We start from the raw sequence: 20,481 nt of genomic DNA on the forward strand, positions 1-20,481 counted from the left end.
TTAGCGGTAGCGAACCGCCCAGCGCACCGTGATTGGCCCCTTGACCTCCTGCGCGCCCGTGCAGGTCGTCAGGGCGCTCATCGCCCCGGTCACCGATCGGTAGGCGGGCTCGTTGTTCAGCTCGCGGCTTTCGCACGACAGGCCCTCGACCTCGAAGCCGGTCACGTCGCCGGCGGCGAAGGTGGTGACACCGCCCTTGCTGACCGCGCCGCGCGAGAAGCTGGCGAAGGCCAGGTCGACGGTCTTGACCTTGACGCCCGGCCGAAGCATGAACACGTCGGTGCGGCGGATCAGGCCCGGCTGTAGCTCGTAGGTCGTTCGGACACTGGCCCGATCGTCGGCGACCGGCGCCTTCTGGCCCAGACGATCCATTTTGTCCTGGCGATAGGTCACAACGGTGCGCGCGACCGCGCCGACGACCTTCGCCTTCCGGGCGTAGGCCAGGGGGGCCAACTGCGCGCCATCCTCAAGCGTGAGGCGGGGCAGCAGCTGCGGAAACGACGCGTCGGCGACGTGCTGCAACAGTCCCGGTGACGACGGGATCGGATAGTAGGGCGAGTTCATGTGCTGCCCCTCCCCGCCGTTGATGATCGGCAGGCCAATCACCCGAGCCTCGCCCCCGGGACGCTGGTCGCGGAGCGTGACGAGAAGACGATCGTTCGCGCCCTTGGCGAACCACGTGATCGTCCGCTTGGGCAGGCGATCCAGCCACGCAGCATAGCCCGGATCGGCCGGTTGATCCTTGAAGCCCAGCGCGTTCCAGATGGCGTTGGTGTAGATGTACTGCCGGCCCAGGCTGAGGTTTTCGCCGAGAATCCGGTGCTTGCCGCGATAGGCGTCGGTGCGGCGACCGTGCTCCCACAGGTTCACCGAACCCATGGCGGGGTCGAACCAGAAATCCATGTAGCGGGCGGCGACGCGCGAACTGAACGCGTAGGCCATCCGCTTTTCCTCGGTCGTCAGCACATCCAGCTTGGCCGCCGCAGTGAGCACCTCGAGGAACGCCGTCTCGCCGTAGGTCCCGATGCTGCGGCCGTACTCGAAGCCTTCGCCGCGCAGGTTGAGGCGCGGCAGCATCAGGTCCACCGAGCGACGCAGCCAGCCCCGCACCTCGGGCGAGGCGGGCATGCCCGCCTCGATCAGCCGGTGCGCGATCTCGCCGATCAGCAGCACGCTGTAGCGATCAAAGCGTCCCTGGCCGTCGGTCTCGTCGGCGAAACCATACGCGCCCGAGTACTTGCGATAGTGGTCCAGCGTCTTGCCCAGCAACGCCTCGCTGGCAGAGGCGTCCTCCCAGCCCAGCTGGTAGCGCAGCCGCGCGACGCTGAAGGCGACGCCGTAGTAATTGTTGGGCAGGTTGATCAGCGTCAGGTCGTCGCTCCGCACGAAGCGGCGCCAGTCCAGCTTGACCTTCAGCTTTTCCAGCGTGGCGGGCGAGACCGCCTGCTCCAGGACGCCCGCCTCCCGCAGCATCAGCAAGGCCTGACTGTAGTAGTAGACGCCCCAGGTGTCATTGACGTCGCCGACGGTCATGTCGGCGATCTCGCGGTAAGCCGCCAGGTACTGGCCATGCCGCGGATCGTTTCGCGGCGTTTCGACGATCAGATACGCCAGGCCGATGGCGATCTTGCCGGGCAAGAACTTATCGTCCGCCTCGAAGACCTTGACCCCATCGAGGGTCATGTCCCGCTTCTCGGCCATCAGCTTGTCGAGCAGGATGGCCATCCGAGGCAGGATGCGCCCCTCGACCGTCTGGTTCATCGGGGCGACCGTCGCATAGAGCGGGCCGCGCGGATCCTGGGTGGCGGCGGCCGCCTGGACTGGCGGCGCATGCGTCGCGGCCAGAGCTGCGACGGTCAGAAACAGGCTGGTACGCAGGGGCATGGATCGCTCGCGACGCCCGCCGGCGCGGGTCTTGGAAGTGTCCGCGCCGCACAACGAGGGGCGGCGGCGCGCTTGGCATGACCAATTTCGCCAACCGCCCAGAGATGTCAAGCCACTTTGGCCTTACCAGTTGAACATGGTCCCGTCCTCCAGCCGGTTCACCGGCAGGTAGGCGCGCCTGTAGGGGTGCTTGGCGGCCAGCGCCTCGTCGATGTCGACACCCAAGCCCGGCTGATCGCCCGGGTGCAGGATGCCGTCGGCGAAGCTGTAGGCGTGCGGGAACACCGCGTCCGTCTCCGGCGTGTGGCGCATGTACTCCTGCAGGCCGAAATTGGGGATCGCCATTCCCAGGTGCAGGGCCGCGGCCATGGTCACCGGAGACAGGTCCGTCGCGCCATGGCAGCCCGTCTTGACGTGATGCAGGTCGGCGAAGGCGGCGATCTTCTTGAGGTTGGTGATCCCGCCCGCGTGCAGCACGGTGGCGCGCAGGTAGTCGATCAGTTGTTCCTCGATCAGTTGCTTGCAGTCCCACACGCCCGAGAAGATCTCGCCCACAGCGAGCGGCGTCGTGGTGTGCTGACGGATGAGGCGGAAGCCCGCCTGGTTCTCGGCCGGCACCGAGTCCTCCAGCCAGAACAGGCGATAGGGCTCCAGGTCCTTGCCCAGGCGCGCGGCTTCGATCGGGGTGAGGCGGTGATGCACGTCGTGCAACAGGTGCACGTCCCAGCCCAGCACCTCCCGCGCCTTGGCGAACAGCGCCGGCACGCTGTTGAGGTACTTGGCGGTGGACCAGAGGTTCTCGGTGGGCAGGTCATTGTCGGCCGGCTCGTAGAACATCTTGTCCTTGGAGACGCCGTAGGTGCTGGCCAGGCCCGGTACGCCGGTCTGCAGACGGATGGCCTTGTAGCCCAGGGCCTTGTACTTGACCGCCTCGGCGATGGTCTCCTCGATCGTCTCGCCGTTGGCGTGGCCATAGACCGTCACGCCCACGCGGCTGGCCCCGCCCAGCAGCTGATACAGCGGCAGGCCCGCGACCTTGGCCTTGATGTCCCACAGCGCCATGTCGACGGCGGCCAGGGCGCTCATGCCCACAGGGCCGCCGCGCCAGTACGATCCGCGATAGAAGAACTGCCAGGTGTCCTCGATCTGGTGCGCGTCGCGCCCGATCAGGCACGGGATCATATGGTCCTTCAGATAGCTGACCACCGCCAGCTCGCGGCCGTTCAGCGTGGCGTCGCCGACGCCGGTCACGCCGTCTTCGGTGGTGATCTTCAGCGTCACGAAATTGCGGCCGGGGCAGGTGACGATGACCTTGGCGTCGATGATCTTCAGCATGGACCTGGTGAGCTAGCGTAGCCGCAAAGTGGCCTGACCACTTCTAGAGACTTATCCGACAAGATGCTAGTGGCCTTGCCACTTGCCGGCGGTCGGCGGTAGCGCCGCGCGCTGTCATACAATAGGCTTGGACGCGGCCGACGCGACGTCGGCGGGATCGCGGACACATGACCACTTCGACGGCCGAAACCAAGAAACTCTATCAACAGGTGGCGAACTCGATCGCCGACGCGATCCGCGACGGCGTTCACAAGCCCGGCCAGCGCCTGCCGTCGGAACGCGACCTGGCCGAAGACTACAAGGTCAGCCGCCCGACGGTGCGTGAAGCGATGATCGCGCTCGAGATCCGCGGTCTGGTCGAAGCCCGTCACGGCTCGGGCGTCTATGTCACCGAAGCGCCCCGCCCCGAGGTGTCGGCCCCGGAACTGGACATCGGCGCCTTTGAGCTGACCGAGGCCCGCCGCCTGATCGAAGGCGAAGTCGCCGCCCTGGCAGCCGCCACCATCACCGACGAGGAACTGGCCGAACTGGCGGCGATCATGGACGACATGGTCGTGGAGAACGACAACAACGTAAAAGGCGAGCGCGCCGACCGCCGCTTCCACGTCACCATCGCCCAGGCCAGCCGCAACAGCGCGCTGGTCACCGTGGTCGAGAACCTGTGGGACCTGCGCTACAAGTCACCGCTGTGCCGCGCCATGCTGGAGCGCGCCCGGCAGGTGGGCGTGCGCCCGCTCATCGACGATCACCAGGAAATCCTGCTGGCCCTGAAGGAACGCAACCCGACCAGCGCCCGGAACGCCATGCGCGAGCATCTGGGCCGGGTCATCGACAACCTGCTGACCGCCACCGAGATCGACGCCCTCGAACGCGCCCGCAACGAGGTGGCGGCGCGCCGCACCGAACTGGCGCGGCGCTCAGCGATCTGAAGCCTGTCGCAAGATGGCCGGAAGGGCGCGCTTCAACGCGTCGTAGTGATCTGAAAAGGTTCTAGGCCCGCAGGATCTTGTCCATCGCCTTGCCCTTGGCCAGTTCGTCGATGAGCTTGTCCAGATAGCGGATCTCCCGCATCAGCGGCTCTTCGACCTCTTCGACGCGCACGCCGCAGACCACACCCTTGATCAGTGACCGCGCCGGATTGAGCGCCGGGGCCGCCGCGAAGAAGGTCGCAAAGTCGGACTTGGCGGCGATCTGCGCTTCAAGTTCGGCGGGGCTGAACCCCGTCAGCCACAGCAGGATCTGGTCGACCTCCGCCCGGGTGCGGCCCTTGCGCTCGGCCTTGGCGACATACAGCGGATAAACGCTGGCGAAGCTGGTCGTGTAGATGCGGTGCTGGGTCATCGGGCCAGGTCCATGACGCGTGCGGCGCCTTTAGCATGGATGGCCCATCGGCTCACGCCAGGAGCGCCGCCCCCAACGGGAAGATTGGCCAGGCCAACTTGAGGCAACTGGTCTTGGTGATTGCCAGTCGCTTTCGTTGTCCGCTAAGACAATAGCAAAGCGCTCGCAGATGGCGCAACGGAGGGGACGACATCATGCGCGCCACCATCACCGCGATCGTCGCTGGCCTGACACTGGTCGCGGGTCCCGCCGCTGCGTCCGCCGCTCAACCTCGTCCCGCCACCGCTCAGGCCGATATCGCCGCGTCCGCCCTCACTCTGGGACGCGCCGTCGCCGACTGGCAGTTGCGCCACATGGACGGCCGGTTCGACTACGTCCAGACCCATCGTCCGGGCACGCAGAACCCGCGCGGCTGGATCCAGGGGGCCTTCTATGTGGGTCTGGTCGCCTTCGCCGAGCGAACCGCCGATAAAGGCTATGTCCAGGCTCTGCGCGACCATGGCCGGGCTCAAGCCTGGGGCCTGGGAAAGCGTCCGCTGCACGCCGACGACCATGTCATCGCCCAAAGCTGGCTCTGGCTGCACGCCCGCGACCGCGACCCCGCCCAGATCGCGCCGGTCAAGGCGCGGTTCGACGCGATCCTGGCCGATCCGCCCAAGGCCGACCTGACCTTCATCGACGGGACCGAGGACCAGCCGTGCCAGGCCCGCTGGTGCTGGAGCGACGCGCTGTTCATGGCTCCGCCCACCTGGACCGCCCTGTCGGCGGCGACCGGCGATCCGCGCTACGCCCGCTACGGCGATCAGGAGTTCTGGGCCGCGACCGACTGGCTGCTGGACAAGGAGCACGGCCTCTATTTCCGCGACAGCCGCTATTTCGACCGCCGCGACGAGCAGGGCCGCAAGATCTTCTGGAGCCGGGGCAACGGCTGGGCCTATGCGGGGATCGTCAATGTCCTGAAGACCCTGCCCGCCGACCATCCGTCGCGCCCGCGCTATGTGGCGCTATTCAAGCGGATGTCGGCCAAGCTGGTCGCGCTGCAGAAGGCCGACGGCTACTGGTCGGTCTCGCTGCTGGCGCCCGAAAACAGCCCGCCCGAGACCAGCGGCACGGCCTTCTTCGTCTATGGCCTGGCCTGGGGCGTGAACCAGGGCTTGCTGAAGGACGCCCGTTACGCCCGGTCGGCGCGACGGGGCTGGGATGGCCTGGCCCGCGCGGTCGGTCCCGACGGCAAGCTCGGCTGGGTGCAGCAGGTCGGCTACGCCCCCGACCACGTGGCGGCCGGCGACACCCAGCTCTATGGCTCCGGCGCCTTCCTGCTGGCGGCGTCGGAGGTGTCGCGCGGGCGCTTCTAGGGCCTTGCCGCAAAAAATGGGCTGGCCGTCCGGTTGCTCCGGGGGCGGAAATCCGGTCCTCCTTCGTCGTTCAGGCGAAGGCGCGCGCACAAGGTCGCGCCAAGGGCTCAAGGGGCGATATCCATGAAACGAAGTGCGGTGATGGCCGGGGCGGCCCTTGGCGTGGTGCTGGCCTTTGGCGCAATGGGGGGCGCTACGGCGTCCGACCTTCCCTCGCCCGCGACGGCCTTCGCCCAGCCGATCGGCAGCGACTACTTCCTGGCCGACTACACCGCCTATGAGGCCTATCTGAAGGCGCTGGCGGCCAAGTCCGACCGCATGAAGCTGGTCGACATCGGCAAGACCGAGGAAGGCCGCACCCAGTGGATGGCGATCGTCTCCTCGCCGGCCAACCTGGCCAAGCTGGAGCAATACAGGACCATCGCCCGCAAGCTGGCCAAGGCAGAGGGCGTCAGCGAGGCCGAGGCCCGCAAGCTGGCCGCCGAGGGCAAGGCCGTGGTCTGGATCGACGCGGGCCTGCACGCCAACGAGACCGTGACCTCGCAGGGCCAGCTTCAGGTCATCCACCAGATGCTGACCGCGACGGACGCCGAGACCCAGCGCTTCCTGGACGACTGCATCATCCTGTTCGCGCACGACAATCCCGACGGGATGGAGATGATCTCCGACTGGTACATGCGCCACGAGGACCCCAAGAAGCGGGAGTTCGGCTCGTTGCCGCGCCTGTACCACAAGTACATCGGCCACGATAACAACCGCGACAGCTTCATGTCGGCCATGGCCGAGACGACCAACATCAACCGCCAGCTGTTCCGCGAGTGGTTCCCTCAGATCGTCTACAACCAGCACCAGACCGCGCCGAACGGCATGGTGGTGTTCGTGCCGCCGTTCCGCGATCCGGCCAACCACAACTACGACCCGCTGGTCATGACCATGCTGCAGGAAGTCGGCATGGCCATGCACAGCCGTCTGGTGGCCGAGGACAAACCCGGCACCGGCGCGCGCAGCGCCGCCCCCTACTCCACCTGGCACAACGGGATGGAGCGCTCGATCGCCTATTTCCACAACTCGATCGGCCTCTTGACCGAGATCGCCGGCGGCCCGACCCCGACGACGATCAACCTGGTGCCCGAAGTGCAACTGCCCAGCAACGACCGGCCCGCGCCGATCGCGCCCCAGACCTGGCGCCTGCAGCAGACGCTCGACTATCAGGCCAGCCTGAACCGCTCGGTGCTCGACTACGCCTCGCGCAACCGCGAGCGCCTGCTGTTCAACATCTGGAAGATGGGCGACAACGGCATCAAGCGCGGCGGCCGCGACACCTGGACGATCACCCCGACCAAGGTCGAGGCGCTGATCGCGGCCGGCAAGGAAAAGCCCTTGGCCGGTGCGCGTGGCGGGTCGGCGGATCCGTCGCTCTACAAGACCATCATGCAGGCGCCCGAGCAGCGCGATCCGCGCGGCTTCATCCTGCCCGCCGACCAGGCCGACATGCCGACCGTGGTCGCCTTCCTGAACGCGCTGATCAAGGCTGGTGTCGATGTCGAGGTGGCCGACAAGGCCTTCACCGTCGCGGGCAAGACCTATCCGGCCGGCTCCTACGTCGTGCGCACGGCCCAGGCCTATCGCCCGCACGTGATGGACATGTTCGAGCCGCAGGACCACCCGCACGACACCGAGTATCCGGGCGGTCCGCCCAAGGCGCCCTACGACGTCACCGGCTACACCCTGGCCTACCAGATGGGCGTGAAGTTCGACCGCGTGCTGGACGCCTTCGAGGCTCCCACCAAGCGCGTGCCCGACCTGATCAAGGTCGCGCCGGGTTCGGTGAAGGGCGCGGGCGGCGCGGGTTGGCTGATCAGCCACGAGACCAACGCCAGCTTCACCCTGACCAACCGCCTGTTGAAGGCCGGCGCCAAGGTCCAGTGGGTCAAGGAGGGAACGAAGGCGGGCGGAACGACCTTCGGTCCCGGCGCGATCTGGGTGCCCGCATCGCCCGCCGCCAAGGCGGTGATCGACAAGGGCGTGAAGGAGCTGGGCGTCGACGCTTTTGCCGTGGCCGCAAAGCCGGCGGGCGCGACCATCGCCCTGAAGCCGATCCGCATCGGCCTGGTCGACGTCTATGGCGGCTCGATGCCGTCGGGCTGGAACCGCTGGATGTTCGAGCAGTTCGAGGCGCCCTTCCAGGTCGTCTATCCGCAGCGCCTGGACGCCGGCGACATCGGCAAGGACTTCGACGTGCTGGTCTTCGCCGACGGCGTGGTGCCCGCGCCCGCCGACGGTCCGTTCCGGGCCGGTCGTGGCGGTCCCCAGCCCAAGGCCGAAGACATTCCGGCCGAGTACCGGTCGTGGCTTGGCCGGGTGACCGACGAGAAGACGGTGCCGAAGATCGCCGAGTTCGTGAAGGGCGGTGGCACGGTCGTGGCCATCGGCGCCTCGACCCGCCTGGCCACCGCGCTCGGCGCGCCGGTCGAGGTGGCCACCGCCAAGACCGAGAACGGCCAGCTCAAGGCCTTCTCGAACCGCGAGCTCTATATCCCCGGCGCGGTGCTGCGAGCCAAGGTCGATCCCAAGCAGCCGCTGGCCTACGGCGCCGGCGATGAGGTCGACGTGTTCTTCGACCGCAGCCCGGCCTTCACCGTGAAGCCCGACGTCAAGGGCGTCTCGCGTGTGGCCTGGTTTGACAGTGACAAGCCGCTGCGCAGCGGCTGGGCGGTCGGTCAGGAGAAGCTGAAGGGCTCGACGGCGATGCTCGACATCGACATCGGCAAGGGCAAGGTCTTCGCCTTCGGCCCCGAGATCACCCAGCGCGCCCAGTCCTGGGGCACGTTCAAGTTCCTGTTCAACGGCCTGCTGTACGGGCCGGCGGTGAGCAAGAAGTAGGACCGAGAACAAGATCGGCGCCGGACGGGGGACGTCCGGCGCCGAGTTCGTCTTGGGACGGTTGGAGTCACCCCAAGACGCTGGCCGCTCCGGCGGTTGGCGAAGACCGGAGCGACGATTGCCGTCGCCTGGGGCTGGACCTGGGTTGGCGACGACTTGGGCGACGATGCGCAAGCCGCCCGCCTCGCTCCTTGCGCCAGATCAAACACCCCTGAAACGAAGTCGGCGCCGGAGGGGCAGCTCCGGCGCCGACAGATCGCGTCCCCTTAGATCAGGGGGGGGGGGGGAGGTAGACCCTCAGGGCGCGATCGCCTCGGCCCCGGGACGACGCGGATCCGCGCCGCCCAAGAAGAGACCCTGTTCGATCATGATCGACTGGGCTGAACCCATGGTCTCGTCCGAGGTTATGGGGTGGCCCATCGCCTTGAGGATGGCCACCGTGTCGGGATTGAAGTTCGGCTCGACGCGCAGGGTGTCGCTGGCGTCCTGGAAGATGCGCGGCTGGTGGGTGGCCTCGGCCACGTTCAGCTTGAAGTCGACGACGTTGACGATGACCTGCAGCACCGTGTCGATGATCGTGCTGCCGCCCGGCGTGCCGGTGATCAGCCACGGCTTCCCGTCCTTGAAAAGCATGGTCGGCATCATGGTCGACAGCACGCGCTTGCCCGGCTGCAGGGCGTTGGGCGGCGCGGGACCGCCAGCCTTTTGAGCGCGCCACGCGGCCTCGTGGGCGTAGTTGTTCATCTGGTTGTTCAGCACGAAGCCAGCGCCCGCCACCATCACGCCCGAGCCGAAATCCGCGCCCAGGGTGTAGGTGTTGGAGACCGCGTTGCCTTCCGCGTCCGCGACCGAGAAGTGGGTCGTGTTGGGGCTCTCGAAGGCCCAGGGATCGCCGGCGCCGAGTTGCTTGGCGGGCGTGGCCTTGTCCGGGTTGATCAGCTTGGCGCGTTCCACGCCGTAGGCCTTGGACGTGAAGCCCTGGAGCGGGACCTTCACGAAATCGGTATCGCCCAGATACTTGTAGCGGTCGGCATAGGCCATCTTCATGGCCTCGGCCTGCAGGTGCAGGGTCTTGGCCGAGCCCAGCCCCGTGGCCTTCAGGTCGAAGGTCTCCAGGACATTGAGCATCTCCAGCAGGGTCGCTCCGCCGGCGCTGGCGGGCGGCGAGGTCTTGACCGTGAGGCCGCGATAGCTGCCGACCAGCGGCTGGCGGATCACGGCCTTGTAGGACGCCAGGTCCTCCAGGGTGATCAGGCCGCCATGGGCCTTCATGTCGGCGGCGAAGCGCTGGGCGATCTCGCCGCGATAGAAGGCGTCGGCGCCCTTGTCGGCGATCTGGCGCAGCGACCAGGCCAGCTCGGGCTGCTTGAGGATCTCGCCGGCGCGATAGAGCTCGCCGCCCGGCTTGTAGAAGGCCTTCTTGCCCGCCTCGCTCTCGGACAGGCGCTCCTTGCCCCAACTGAAGACGAAGGCCTCGTCGGGCGACAGCACGACGCCATCGGCGGCCAGGCGATAGGCCGGCTCGACGACCTGCTTCCACGTCAGACGGCCATACTTCTGATGGGCCAGATGCAGGCCCGCGACCGTCCCGGGCACGGCGGGCGCGCGATAGCCGCGCGAGGCCACCTCGTCCAGCTCCTTGCCGTTCGCATCGACGAAGGTCTCGAGCTTGGCCGCCTTCGGTGCCACGCCCCGATAGTCGATGAAGACGGTCTCGTTGGTCCTGGCCAGGTGCACCATCATGAAGCCGTCGCCCCCGATGTTGCCGGCGCGCGGCAGGGTCACGGCGAGGGCGAAGGCGGTGGCGACAGCGGCGTCCACGGCGTTGCCGCCCTGGCGCAGGATGTCGGCCCCGACCTTGGTGGCGATGGCGTTCTGGCTGACCACCATGCCGCGCTCGCCCACCACCGGCGCGTGGATGCTGGGATACTCCAGCAGTTGCTTTTTCTGGGCCAACGCCTCCGACGAGACGAAGGGCGAAAGCGCCAGGGCGAAAACCGACGCGGCTGTGGCGAGAAGGCGGAAGGGGTTCACGAGGCCCTCGTTCAATAAACGCGCATCTTCAATCCGATCTCCCAGCGAACGCCGGGAGATCGGACGAGTGGAGCAAACTAGAACTTCTTGGTGAGGTTCATGTACCAGTAGCGACCCGTGGCGTTGTGCAGGGCGCCCGAGTAGCCGAAGTTCGAGGCCGACAGCGGCGGGTCCTTGTCGAAGGCGTTGCGCACGCCGACCCGGACCGTCGAACCGTCAAACATCCCGTCCTTGAACGCGTACTGGCCGTAGAAGCTGACGGTCGTCCAGTCCTTGATCGGGAAGTACTGCCCGTTCACCTGGGCCGGACCGGTGTCGTAGACCTCGCCGACATAGCTGACGAACGCGCCCGCGCCCCAGCCGTCCTTGCGCCACGAGACGCTGGCGGCGCCGCGGAACTCAGGGAAGCCGTCGAACTGGATCTGGTTGCCAGCGCTGGCGATGGTGACGCCCGGCAACTTGCCCGCCGTGACCGCCTCCTGCAGCAGGCTTTCGATCGCGCTGGGCGCCTGATCGTACTTCAGGAGCTTGGCCACGTTGATCGACAGGCCAAAGTCGCCCCAGGCCGTGTCGTCCAGATCGTAGTCGAGGCTGAAGTCGGCGCCCTGCACCATGCGCGGCTGCAGGTTCGAATAGGTGTCGCTGATATAGGCGATGTTGCCGACCGTGGCCGTCCCGACCGGCGCGTCGCGCACGACGTTGGGGTTGGACGAACCGCTCTGGCGCAGCAGCCAGTCATAGGCGATCTGGTTGTAGCCGCCCAGGATGCCGACGATGTTCTTCTCGCGGATCGACCAGAAGTCGCTGGTCAGGGTCAGCTTGCCGAACTGCGGCGGGATGAAGGTCGGCTGATAGACAAAGCCGATCGTGGCGTTGTCGGCTTCTTCCGGCTTCAGGTTCTTGTTGCCGCTGCGCACCTCGATCGTGCTGGCGCTCGGACAGGTGGTGACCGTCGGCGTGTTGATCCGGCAAGCCGCGAAATCGGTGCGCGTGTTCGAGACCGTCGTGCCGTCGCTGTAGAACTGCGGCAGGTTGGGCGCGCGGAAGCTCTGGGACACCGAGCCGCGCAGCGCAAAGCCGTGGCCGACTTTCCAGTAGATCGCGCCCTTGGGCTTCAGGACGTTGCCGAAGTCGGAATACTCCTCGTCGCGCGCGGCGATCTGCAGGCTGATCTCCTCGACGAACGGGATGTTCATTTCGGGCGAGATCACCGGCACGGCCAGTTCGAAGAACGCCGAAGCGACCGAGCGGTCGGCCTTCACGTCCGGCGCGCCCGACGCGCCCATCACGTCGGTGCCATAGGTCACGCCGGTGACGCTGTTGGTGTACTTGATCGTCCCGTCCAGACGCTTGTCACGATTGTCCAGATAGGTCTCGCGACGCCATTCCACGCCGCCAGCGAAACCGACATCGCCGGCCGGCAGCGTGAAGAGATCCTTCTTGGAGATCTTGAAGTCGGCCAGGGTCAGCGAGGTCTCGCTGATACGGTAGACGTTGATCAGGAACGAGTTGATCGTGGCCCGGTCGTTGGGCGTGGCGTCGCCCAGCGAGTAGTTGGGCTGGCTGCCGCCGTTGAACGGGTTGTAGGCCGTCGCGTCCGTGCGGTTCACCGCCGCCTGGAACGCGGTGTTGCTGATCGCGCCGTGCGTCATGTCCTTGGTGCGGGCCTTGGAGTACAGCAGCGCCGAATCCCATTTCCAGCCGTTCCAGCCGCCCTTCAGCCCGCCTAGCAGGCGATAGCTGTCGTCCGTCACCGTGTAGGTGCGCGGACCGGTGTCCACGGGGCGGTAGGTCGTGATGTTCATCGCGATACCGGTCGTCGGCACGCCGGTCAGGTTGGCCAGACGGTTGGGGCTGGTCGTCGGGCCGAAGGGGTTCCAGTAGGCATTGGCCGCGATGCTGATCGGCGCGGTGCTGAGCGGCGCCGACTGCTCGCGGCTGCCGGTGAACAGGGCGTGGTAGTAGCCCGCCTCGCCATAGGCGGTGATGTCGCCGAAGTCGTGCTCGACGGTCGAGAACAGGTTGGTTCGCTCGACGCCGCCCTTGAGCGTACGGTCGGGGTTCTCGTCATAGCGCAGCACGCGGCTGTTGGCGCCGGTGATCGTGCCCGAGCGGATGCAGAGATTGCCCGTCAGGACGGTGCTGGAGCAGCCGGCGGCGGTGTTGCTGGTCGGCTCAATGTGGAACACGCCCGAGGTGGTCAGAGTCGCCGTGCCCTGGCGGACCACCGTGGTCGGCGGGATCAGCGTGAACGAACCCCAGGGGCTGGAGGTCGAGCGGCTGTCGAAGGTGGTGTTGTCCACCCACGGGGTGTTGGCGACCTGGGGGCGATGATCCTCGCTGGCCGAGTAGTCGCGCTCCGAGGCCATCAGTCGGCTGCGGCCGGTGTAGTTGCCAAAGAAGGTCAGGCGCGTGCCGTCTTCCAGGCGCGTGCCGGCCTTCACGTTGAACGAGCCCTCGCGGTAGCTCGTGCCTTCCGAACCGCCGTACTGGGCCGACATCTGCAGGCCGCGGAACTTGGTGTCGAGGACGGTGTTGACCACGCCCGCCACCGCGTCGGCGCCGTAGATGGCCGCCGCGCCGTCGCGCAGCACTTCCACGCGCTTGACGCCCGCCACGGGGAAGGCGTTGGTGTTGACGGTCTGCACCGGCACTAGGTTCTCGGTCTGGGTGCCCGGGGCCAGCACGGCGCGTCGGCCGTTCAGCAGCGCCAGGGTGTTGCCGGTGCCAAGGCTACGCAGGTTGAGCGAAGCCACGTCGCCGCGCGCATCATTCAGATTGCCGGTCGTGCGGGCTTCCTGGAACTGAACGTCGCCAGCCTGCGGGATCGCGCGGAACAGCTCGTCGCCCGAGACGGCGCCGGTGGCGATGATCTCTCTTTCGCCCACGACGGTGACCGGCAGGGCCTCTGTGGTGCGTGCGCCCTCGATCTGCGAGCCGACAACGACCACCGCTTCAACGACCTGGGCCTCTTCACTCGTCGCGCCGGCCCCCGCGCTGGCGGACTGGGGGCGTTCGGCCGGCGCCGGGCGCAGCGTGATGGTCTTGCCGTCGTCCGATTGCACCACGAGGCCCGCCGCCTTGGCGAGGCGAGCCAGAGCGTCGGCGTCGGCGAGGTCGCCGGTCACGGCCGGCGTCTGCTTGCCTGAGGCCGCCTCGAACGGGAACAGCACCTGCTTGCCCGACTGCTTGGCGAAGGTCTGCAGCGCGGTCACCGCGTCGCCGGCCGGAATATTGAACGTGCGGCGGGCGTCTTGCGCCAGCGCCGGGCCAGCCAGAACGAGGACGGCGGCCGACGCCATCAGGAAACCGCGAACCGCGCGGCGACGAGTGTTGATGCTCATTTTCTTGTTTACCCCTCGGGACGCCCTCCATCCCCATGGAGGACCGCCTTCGAAGGATCGACGCACGCATGTCGGGTTTCCGCCAGTGGCGGAGGAACTTTTTTAGCCTCGATCCCGCCATGTCATTCCGACAGGAGCCTGGGGGACGAACAAGCGCTGTGCGCGCCGCCCCTGGGCCCTGGCGCTCCACGGTCGTGCGCCGGCCCGGACGACAGGAGGGCTACTTCCCGACCACATTCAGCACCGCCAGGGTCATCGCCTCGACGCCCGTGCGGATCGTTGGTTCAGCCACCGGCGCGAAGTACGGTGAGTGGTTGACCGGCAGTTCGCGCCCCTCGGCCTTGGCCTTGGCGGCTTCGGCGGGGTCGGAGCCGCCAAGGCCGAAATAGACCGACGGGACGCCGGCCAGCACGAACTCCGAATAGTCCTCGGACGCCGAGCCCGGCTTGTCCTGCGCCACGGCGCGGACCCCGAAGGCGGCCTTGAACACCACCGACGTGCGGTCGGTCAGGGCCTGGTCGTTGACCACCATCTTGCCGCCCGGAGTGAGTTTCAGGTCGGCGGCCGGCGCGCCGGCCATGTCGGTCACCGCCTTCACCGTGCGGCGCACGCCCTCGAGGATCCTCTCGCGCACGGCGTTGTCCTGGGTGCGGATCGTGCCGCGCACCCGGGCCTTGTCGGGGATGATGTTGCCGGCGCTGCCCGCCTGGATCGAGCCGACCGTCACCACGCCGAACGCCGACGGGTCCTTCTCGCGGCTGATCACGCTCTGGACATCGACGGTGAAGCGGGCGGCCATCAGCACCGGGTCGATGGTGGCCGAGGGCATCGAGCCGTGCCCGCCCCGGCCGTTGAAGGTGATGTCGAGGCCGTCCGAGGTCGAGGTCAGCACCCCGGCCTTGTAATAGACCTCGCCGGCCGGACCCGAACCGACATGCAGCGCAAAGCCGTAGTCGGGCTTGCCGCCGATCTTGTCCCACAGGCCGTCGTCCAGCATGGCGCGGGCGCCGCGAACCGTCTCTTCCGAGGGTTGGGCGACGAACACGAGCGTACCCTTCCACTTGCCCTTCATCGCCACCAGCTGGCGCGCCGCGCCGACCCAGGCGGCCATGTGAATGTCATGGCCGCAGGCATGGGCGACGAAGACCTTCTCGCCGTTCCAGGTGGCCGTCGCCTGGCTGGCCCAGGCCAGGCCCGACTTTTCCTGCATCGGCAGGCCGTCCAGCTCGGTGCGGACCAGCACCTTGGGCCCCTCGCCGTTCTTGAGCACCGCCACCACGCCGGTCTTGCCCACGCCCTCGGTGACGGTGAAGCCCAGCGCCCGCATCTGGGCGGCGAGCTTCTTGGCGGTCTCGACCTCTTGGAAGCCGAGCTCGGGGTTGGCGTGGATGTCCTTGTACAGCGCCTCCAGCGCCGGATAGTCGCGATCGAGCTGGGCGCCGATCACCTTCTGCGTGGCGGGCACGTTCAGCGGCCCGGCCTGGGCGGCGGTGGCGATCAGCAGGACCAGAGCGGAGGCGGCGAACAGGGACTTCATGGCGGGGACTCGGGTTGGAAAGCGTCACTTGAGATGACGCACGAGGCGCGCCGATCCGCTAGCCCCTTCCCTATCCCAAAACTCCCATGTCATCCCGGCCGGAGCGCAGCGTCGCGCCGGGATGACATGGGTGAAAAGACCCGGCGCTTGTGCCCCCCGGGTCCCGGGTCGGCTACGCCCCCCCTGGATGCCACTGTTTTTATCCTTACTTCCCGTTCCCCGGCGCCCAGGGGAACTTGAGACTCTTGTAGTAGTCCAGCGACTTCTCCGGCGGTTTCTCGCCCGCCGGCAGCGGGCGCTTGGAGAAGGTCTGGAACCAGGCGATCGACGCGTCGCGCCACCACTGGGCCTCGGCCCGTTGGATCTTCAGGTAATCCGACACCTCGCGGTGGCGGGACGCGTCGACATAGGGGGCCAGGCCCGCCCAGGTCTTCTCCATGCCGTCCACATAGGCCACGCCGCGCGAATAGCGCTTCACCAGGCCGTCCCACAACGTGTCGCCGGACTTGAGGCGATAGTCCCAGGCCAGGTGGTGGAACCACAGCAGGTCCTTCTCGTCGACGCACTTCAGGTCAGCGTAGCAGGCGCCGACCGCCGGCGCGTACTGGGCGGTGGCGTTGCTGCCGGTGGGGGTTCGGTCAAAGCCGATCCCGGTCTCGCTGGCCTTGGCGTAGTAGACGCTGGTCCAGTCGGCGCGCGGGCCGCCGCTGACCCAGGGCCCCGGACCATAGTGGTGCCCCTCGCCCATCTGGTGGTGCAAACCGAGCGGCGTCATGTAGTCCACCGCCGCCTCGCGCGAGCCCATCATCATCGACACCACCGGCGTCACCAGGCGCGGATCAGCGCCGAAGGTCATCTTGGTCCAGTCTTCGGCGATGGCGCGGGTTCCCGCCTCCGGGTTCCAGGCCAGGCGGCCAAAGACGTACCAGTTGGCCTGGTCGAACTGCGAACCGCTCCAGTTGCGGTCCGAGCCGATATTGGCCACGCCCGCCATGGCGGTCAGCTTGCGGCCGTCCAGCGCGCCGTCGATCACCTTGGCGACCGTCGAGCCCTTGCCCTTGGCCATGGTGTCCGAGCGCAGGGTCTCCTCGAACATCGGGCCCAGATAGACAAGGTGGGTCGAAAAGCCGAGATATTCCTTGGTGATCTGGAACTCCATGCCGAGGTTGGTCTTAGGCATGGCCCCGAACAGCGGGTGGAACGGCTCGCGCGGCTGGAAGTCGATGGCGCCGTTCTTGACCTGGATAACCACGTTGTCGCGGAACTGCCCGTCGAACGGCTTGAACTCGTTATAGCCCTGCTTGGCGCGATCCTCGGGCTGCTCGTGCGAATAGACGAAGGCGCGCCAGAACACGACGCCGCCGTGCGGACCGACCGCCTCGGCCAGCATGTTGGCCCCGTCGACATGGGTGCGGCCATAGTCCTGCGGACCCGGCTGCCCCTCGGAATTGGCCTTCACCAGAAAGCCGCCGAAGTCGGGGATGGCCTTGTAGATCTCGTCGGCCTTGGCCTTCCAGAACGCGCGCACCGCCGGGTCCAGCGGATCGGCGGTCTTGAGGCCCCCGATCTCCATCGGAGCCGAGAAGCGCGCCGACAGATAGACCTTGATGCCGTACGGGCGGAAGGTGTCGGCCAGCGCGGCGGCCTTGTCGATGAACGGCGCGGTCAGGCTGTCGGCCTTGGCGTTGACGTTGTTCAGCACCGTGCCGTTGATGCCCAGCGAGGCGTTGGCGCGGGCGTAGTCGACCATGCGCGGATCCACATGGCCGGGCAGCCGCCACCAGTCGAAGATCGACTGACCCGAATAGCCCCGCTCGACATGGCGATCCAGATTGTCCCAGTGGTTGAGCATCCGCAGCTTCACCTTCGGAACCGAGACGATGTCGAGCTTGTCGACGCTCGCGCCGGTCTGGATCAGGCGCAGATAGTGGAAGACGCCGTACAGCACGCCGATGTCGCGGTTGGCGGCGATGACGGTGGTGGCCTTGCCGCCCACCGACACGGTGCGGATCAGGTAGCCCTCCTCGCCCAGCGTCTGCAGGGGCAGGTCAAGGCCGGTGATCGCGGGCGTCGCGCCTACGCTCAGCAGGATCACGCCGTCACGCGACCCGGCGGCGGCCAGGGCCGGCTGGCCCACCAGGCCCGTCAGGCCGCGCTCCAGCTCGGCGCGGGCGACCTTCAGGGTCGGAGTTTCGGCGATGGGCGCGATGGCGGCGGCGCGGGCGGCGTAGGCGGCGCGCGCGCTGGCCTCGACGGGCTTGTAGCGAAGCCACAGGTCGTAGCCGTCCTCTGCGCGGGCGGCCGGCGCCAGCATCACAAGTCCCAGGACCAGCGCCAGAAAACGCATCGTTCACTCCCTCGCGATGTTCACGCGAACATTCTTGTGTGGCCCCGGAAAAGGTCGGGACACCTAGTCATAGTGGTCTGACCACCGGGTTGACAAGCCTTATGGTACCGGTACATCGATAGGTGGGGAGGGAGTTGGAGCGCGGGCGCGGCAGGGCGCGAGCTTCGACTTTTGCCCCGGCCTCAGCTCAGAGTCACAACAAGGTCGACGCGCCACCATGCCCAAGATTATCGCCGCCAAGACCATCGTCACCTGCCCGGGGCGCAACTTCGTCACCCTGAAGATCATGACCGACGAGGGCGTCTATGGCCTGGGCGACGCCACGCTGAACGGTCGCGAACTGGCGGTCGAGGCCTATCTGACCCAGCACGTCATCCCCTGCCTGATCGGCCGCGACGCCCATCAGATCGAGGATATCTGGCAGTATCTGTACAAGGGCGCCTATTGGCGTCGGGGCCCGGTGACCATGGCCGCCATCGCCGCGGTCGACACCGCCCTCTGGGACATCAAGGGCAAGATCGCCGGCCTGCCTGTGTACCAGCTGCTGGGCGGCGCCTGCCGCTCGGGCGTGATGGTCTACGGCCACGCCAACGGCGAGACGATCGACGAGACCCTCGACAACGCCGCCATCTACGCCGAGCAGGGCTACAAGGCCATCCGCCTGCAGACCGGCGTGCCGGGCATGAGCGGCACCTACGGCGTCTCCAAGGACAAGTTCTTCTACGAGCCCGCCGACAGCGACCTGCCCAAGGAGACCATTTGGTCGACCGAGCGCTACCTGCGTTCGACCCCCGCACTGTTTGAGGCCGCGCGCGAGCGGCTGGGCGATGATCTGCATCTGCTGCACGACGTGCACCACCGCCTGACCCCGATCGAGGCCGCGCGCCTGGGCAAGGACCTGGAGCCCTACCGCCTGTTCTGGATGGAGGACGCCACCCCGGCCGAGAACCAGGCCAGCTTCCGCCTGATCCGCCAGCACACCACGACCCCGCTGGCCGTGGGCGAGATCTTCAACGCGATCTGGGACTGCAAGCAGCTGATCGAGGAGCAGCTGATCGACTACATCCGCGCCACGGTCGTCCACGCCGGCGGGATCACCCACCTGAAGAAGCTGGCCAGCTTCGCCGACCTGCACCACGTGCGCACCGGCTGCCACGGCGCCACCGACCTGTCGCCGGTCTGCATGGGCGCGGCCCTGCACTTTGACCTGTCGATCCCGAACTTCGGCGTCCAGGAGTACATGCGCCACACGCCCGAGACCGACGCGGTGTTCCCGCACGCCTACACCTTCAAGGACGGCATGCTGCATCCGGGCGACGCGCCGGGCCTCGGCGTCGACATCGATGAAGAGCTGGCCGCCAAGTACCCCTACCAGCGCGCCTACCTGCCGATCGCCCGTCGCCTGGATGGCTCGATGCACGACTGGTGAGCGAGGTCTGACCTCCGCGACGATCCGCGCGAAAAAGATGGCTCTTCGGGGCAATCCGGCGTGGTAGAGAATCGCTTCTTCCCCGCGTCCGCCGGGGGTTTTCCGCGCCTGCTCAAGCCCGATCGCCATGTCTGACAACGTCAAGCTCTACCGCAAGATCGCCGACTCCGTGGCCGATGACATCGAGGCCGGCCGTTACAAGCTGGGAGACCGCCTGCCGACCGAGCGCGAGTTGGCCGAACAGTTTGGCGTCTCGCGCCCGACCTTGCGCGAGGCGATGATCGCGCTTGAAATGCTGGGCATGATCGAGGCCCGCCATGGCCTGGGCATCTATGTCACCGGCAATGTCCGCCCCGTCGCGCCGTCGGCCGAGATCGACTTCGAGATCGGCGCCTTCGAACTGATCGAGGCCCGTCGCCTGTTCGAGGGCGAGGCCGCCGCCCTGGCCGCCACCTCGATCAGCGACGAGCAGATCGAGGCGCTCGAAGGCCTCCTCACCCGCATGCACGAGGAGGAGGAAATCCGCGGCGAGGACGCCGACCGCGAGTTCCACCTCACCATCGCCCGGGCCACCGGCAACGGCGCGATCATCGCCACGATCGAGAACCTGTGGGACTGGCGCAACCGCTCGCCCCTGGCCCGCAACATCCTGACCCGCGCCCGCGGCATGGGGCTGGAGCCCCGCATCGCCGAGCACCGCCGCGTCGTCGACGCCCTCAAGGCCCGCGACCCCGCCGCCGCCCGCCAGGCCATGCGCGACCACCTGGAACGGGTCATCGACCACCTGCTGCACGCCACCGAGACCGAGGCGGTGCAACGCGCACAGGAAGAAACCAACGCCCGCCGTAGCGCCATGGCCAAGCGGGTGGCTATTTAAAATCCCTCTCTCTTTGAGAGAGGGAGGGGCCCATCGCGCAGCGATGGGAGGGTGAGTGGTCAATCCGGCGACGAGAAATCCCGATTCCTATTGTTGAGCCCTGTGAAGGGTGAAC

At 67.4% G+C, this 20,481-nt stretch carries 11 protein-coding genes and 1 pseudogene; 5 read left to right on the plus strand and 7 right to left on the minus strand.

Annotated features, from left to right (window positions below; translation table 11 throughout):
* A complete protein-coding gene (locus J2X45_RS07300; RefSeq protein WP_310213157.1) occupies window positions 1-1,884 on the minus strand; it encodes a hypothetical protein in 1,884 nt (627 codons plus the stop codon).
* Between the two features lie 123 nt (window positions 1,885-2,007).
* Window positions 2,008-3,219 (minus strand): D-mannonate dehydratase ManD, encoded by a 1,212-nt coding sequence (gene manD / locus J2X45_RS07305; RefSeq protein ID WP_310213159.1) that lies wholly within the window; start codon window positions 3,217-3,219, stop codon window positions 2,008-2,010.
* Window positions 3,220-3,386: 167 nt separating this feature from the next.
* Here manD (J2X45_RS07305) and J2X45_RS07310 point away from each other — a divergent pair, with 167 nt between their 5' ends.
* Window positions 3,387-4,148, plus strand: a complete 762-nt coding sequence (locus J2X45_RS07310) for a FadR/GntR family transcriptional regulator (RefSeq protein WP_310213162.1) — start codon at window positions 3,387-3,389, stop codon at window positions 4,146-4,148.
* Window positions 4,149-4,209: 61 nt separating this feature from the next.
* Here J2X45_RS07310 and J2X45_RS07315 read toward each other — a convergent pair whose 3' ends face one another.
* On the minus strand, window positions 4,210-4,560 hold the full coding sequence (locus J2X45_RS07315; RefSeq protein ID WP_310213164.1) for a DUF2200 domain-containing protein: 351 nt from the start codon (window positions 4,558-4,560) through the stop codon (window positions 4,210-4,212).
* Window positions 4,561-4,754: 194 nt separating this feature from the next.
* Between J2X45_RS07315 and J2X45_RS07320 the strand changes: the two genes are divergently transcribed.
* Window positions 4,755-5,915: a glycoside hydrolase family 88 protein gene (locus tag J2X45_RS07320; protein WP_310213166.1), complete on the plus strand. Its 1,161-nt coding sequence runs from the start codon at window positions 4,755-4,757 to the stop codon at window positions 5,913-5,915.
* A 33-nt stretch (window positions 5,916-5,948) separates the two neighbouring features.
* Window positions 5,949-8,798 carry a M14 family metallopeptidase gene (locus tag J2X45_RS07325; RefSeq protein ID WP_310213169.1) on the plus strand — a complete coding sequence of 950 codons (2,850 nt, stop codon included), beginning with the start codon at window positions 5,949-5,951 and terminating at the stop codon, window positions 8,796-8,798.
* A 297-nt stretch (window positions 8,799-9,095) separates the two neighbouring features.
* On the opposite strand, the pseudogene ggt reads toward J2X45_RS07325, so the two are convergent.
* From ggt to J2X45_RS07345, 4 genes and pseudogenes are all read right to left on the minus strand, one after another.
* A pseudogene (gene ggt / locus J2X45_RS07330) lies at window positions 9,096-10,903 on the minus strand (gamma-glutamyltransferase); the annotation flags it as partial.
* Window positions 10,904-10,909: 6 nt separating this feature from the next.
* Complete coding sequence (locus tag J2X45_RS07335) at window positions 10,910-14,176, minus strand: TonB-dependent receptor domain-containing protein (protein ID WP_310213172.1); 3,267 nt, start codon at window positions 14,174-14,176, stop codon at window positions 10,910-10,912.
* Between the two features lie 220 nt (window positions 14,177-14,396).
* Entirely contained in the window at window positions 14,397-15,713 is a 1,317-nt protein-coding gene (locus J2X45_RS07340) for an amidohydrolase (protein ID WP_310213175.1), read from the minus strand.
* 205 nt (window positions 15,714-15,918) lie between these two features.
* Window positions 15,919-18,060 (minus strand): alpha-glucuronidase family glycosyl hydrolase, encoded by a 2,142-nt coding sequence (locus J2X45_RS07345; protein ID WP_310213178.1) that lies wholly within the window; start codon window positions 18,058-18,060, stop codon window positions 15,919-15,921.
* Between the two features lie 217 nt (window positions 18,061-18,277).
* On the opposite strand from J2X45_RS07345, the gene manD (J2X45_RS07350) reads away from it, so the two are divergent.
* Together manD (J2X45_RS07350) and J2X45_RS07355 are read left to right on the plus strand one after the other, a co-directional pair.
* A complete protein-coding gene (gene manD / locus J2X45_RS07350) occupies window positions 18,278-19,489 on the plus strand; it encodes a D-mannonate dehydratase ManD (RefSeq protein ID WP_310213181.1) in 1,212 nt (403 codons plus the stop codon).
* Between the two features lie 127 nt (window positions 19,490-19,616).
* Window positions 19,617-20,366 carry a FadR/GntR family transcriptional regulator gene (locus J2X45_RS07355; protein ID WP_310213184.1) on the plus strand — a complete coding sequence of 250 codons (750 nt, stop codon included), beginning with the start codon at window positions 19,617-19,619 and terminating at the stop codon, window positions 20,364-20,366.
* Window positions 20,367-20,481: the final 115 nt, after the last annotated feature.

Source organism: Caulobacter sp. BE264 (assembly GCF_031457805.1).
Taxonomy (GTDB): domain Bacteria; phylum Pseudomonadota; class Alphaproteobacteria; order Caulobacterales; family Caulobacteraceae; genus Caulobacter.

Bases quoted from the DNA above. Each gene is read 5' to 3' on its own strand.
- manD (WP_310213181.1), top strand. From the start codon at position 18,278: ATGCCCAAGATTATCGCCGCCAAGACCATCGTCACCTGCCCGGGGCGC.
- J2X45_RS07335 (WP_310213172.1), bottom strand. From the start codon at position 14,176: ATGAGCATCAACACTCGTCGCCGCGCGGTTCGCGGTTTCCTGATGGCG.
- J2X45_RS07320 (WP_310213166.1), top strand. From the start codon at position 4,755: ATGCGCGCCACCATCACCGCGATCGTCGCTGGCCTGACACTGGTCGCG.
- J2X45_RS07355 (WP_310213184.1), top strand. From the start codon at position 19,617: ATGTCTGACAACGTCAAGCTCTACCGCAAGATCGCCGACTCCGTGGCC.
- J2X45_RS07345 (WP_310213178.1), bottom strand. From the start codon at position 18,060: ATGCGTTTTCTGGCGCTGGTCCTGGGACTTGTGATGCTGGCGCCGGCC.
- manD (WP_310213159.1), bottom strand. From the start codon at position 3,219: ATGCTGAAGATCATCGACGCCAAGGTCATCGTCACCTGCCCCGGCCGC.
- J2X45_RS07300 (WP_310213157.1), bottom strand. From the start codon at position 1,884: ATGCCCCTGCGTACCAGCCTGTTTCTGACCGTCGCAGCTCTGGCCGCG.
- J2X45_RS07310 (WP_310213162.1), top strand. From the start codon at position 3,387: ATGACCACTTCGACGGCCGAAACCAAGAAACTCTATCAACAGGTGGCG.
- J2X45_RS07315 (WP_310213164.1), bottom strand. From the start codon at position 4,560: ATGACCCAGCACCGCATCTACACGACCAGCTTCGCCAGCGTTTATCCG.
- J2X45_RS07340 (WP_310213175.1), bottom strand. From the start codon at position 15,713: ATGAAGTCCCTGTTCGCCGCCTCCGCTCTGGTCCTGCTGATCGCCACC.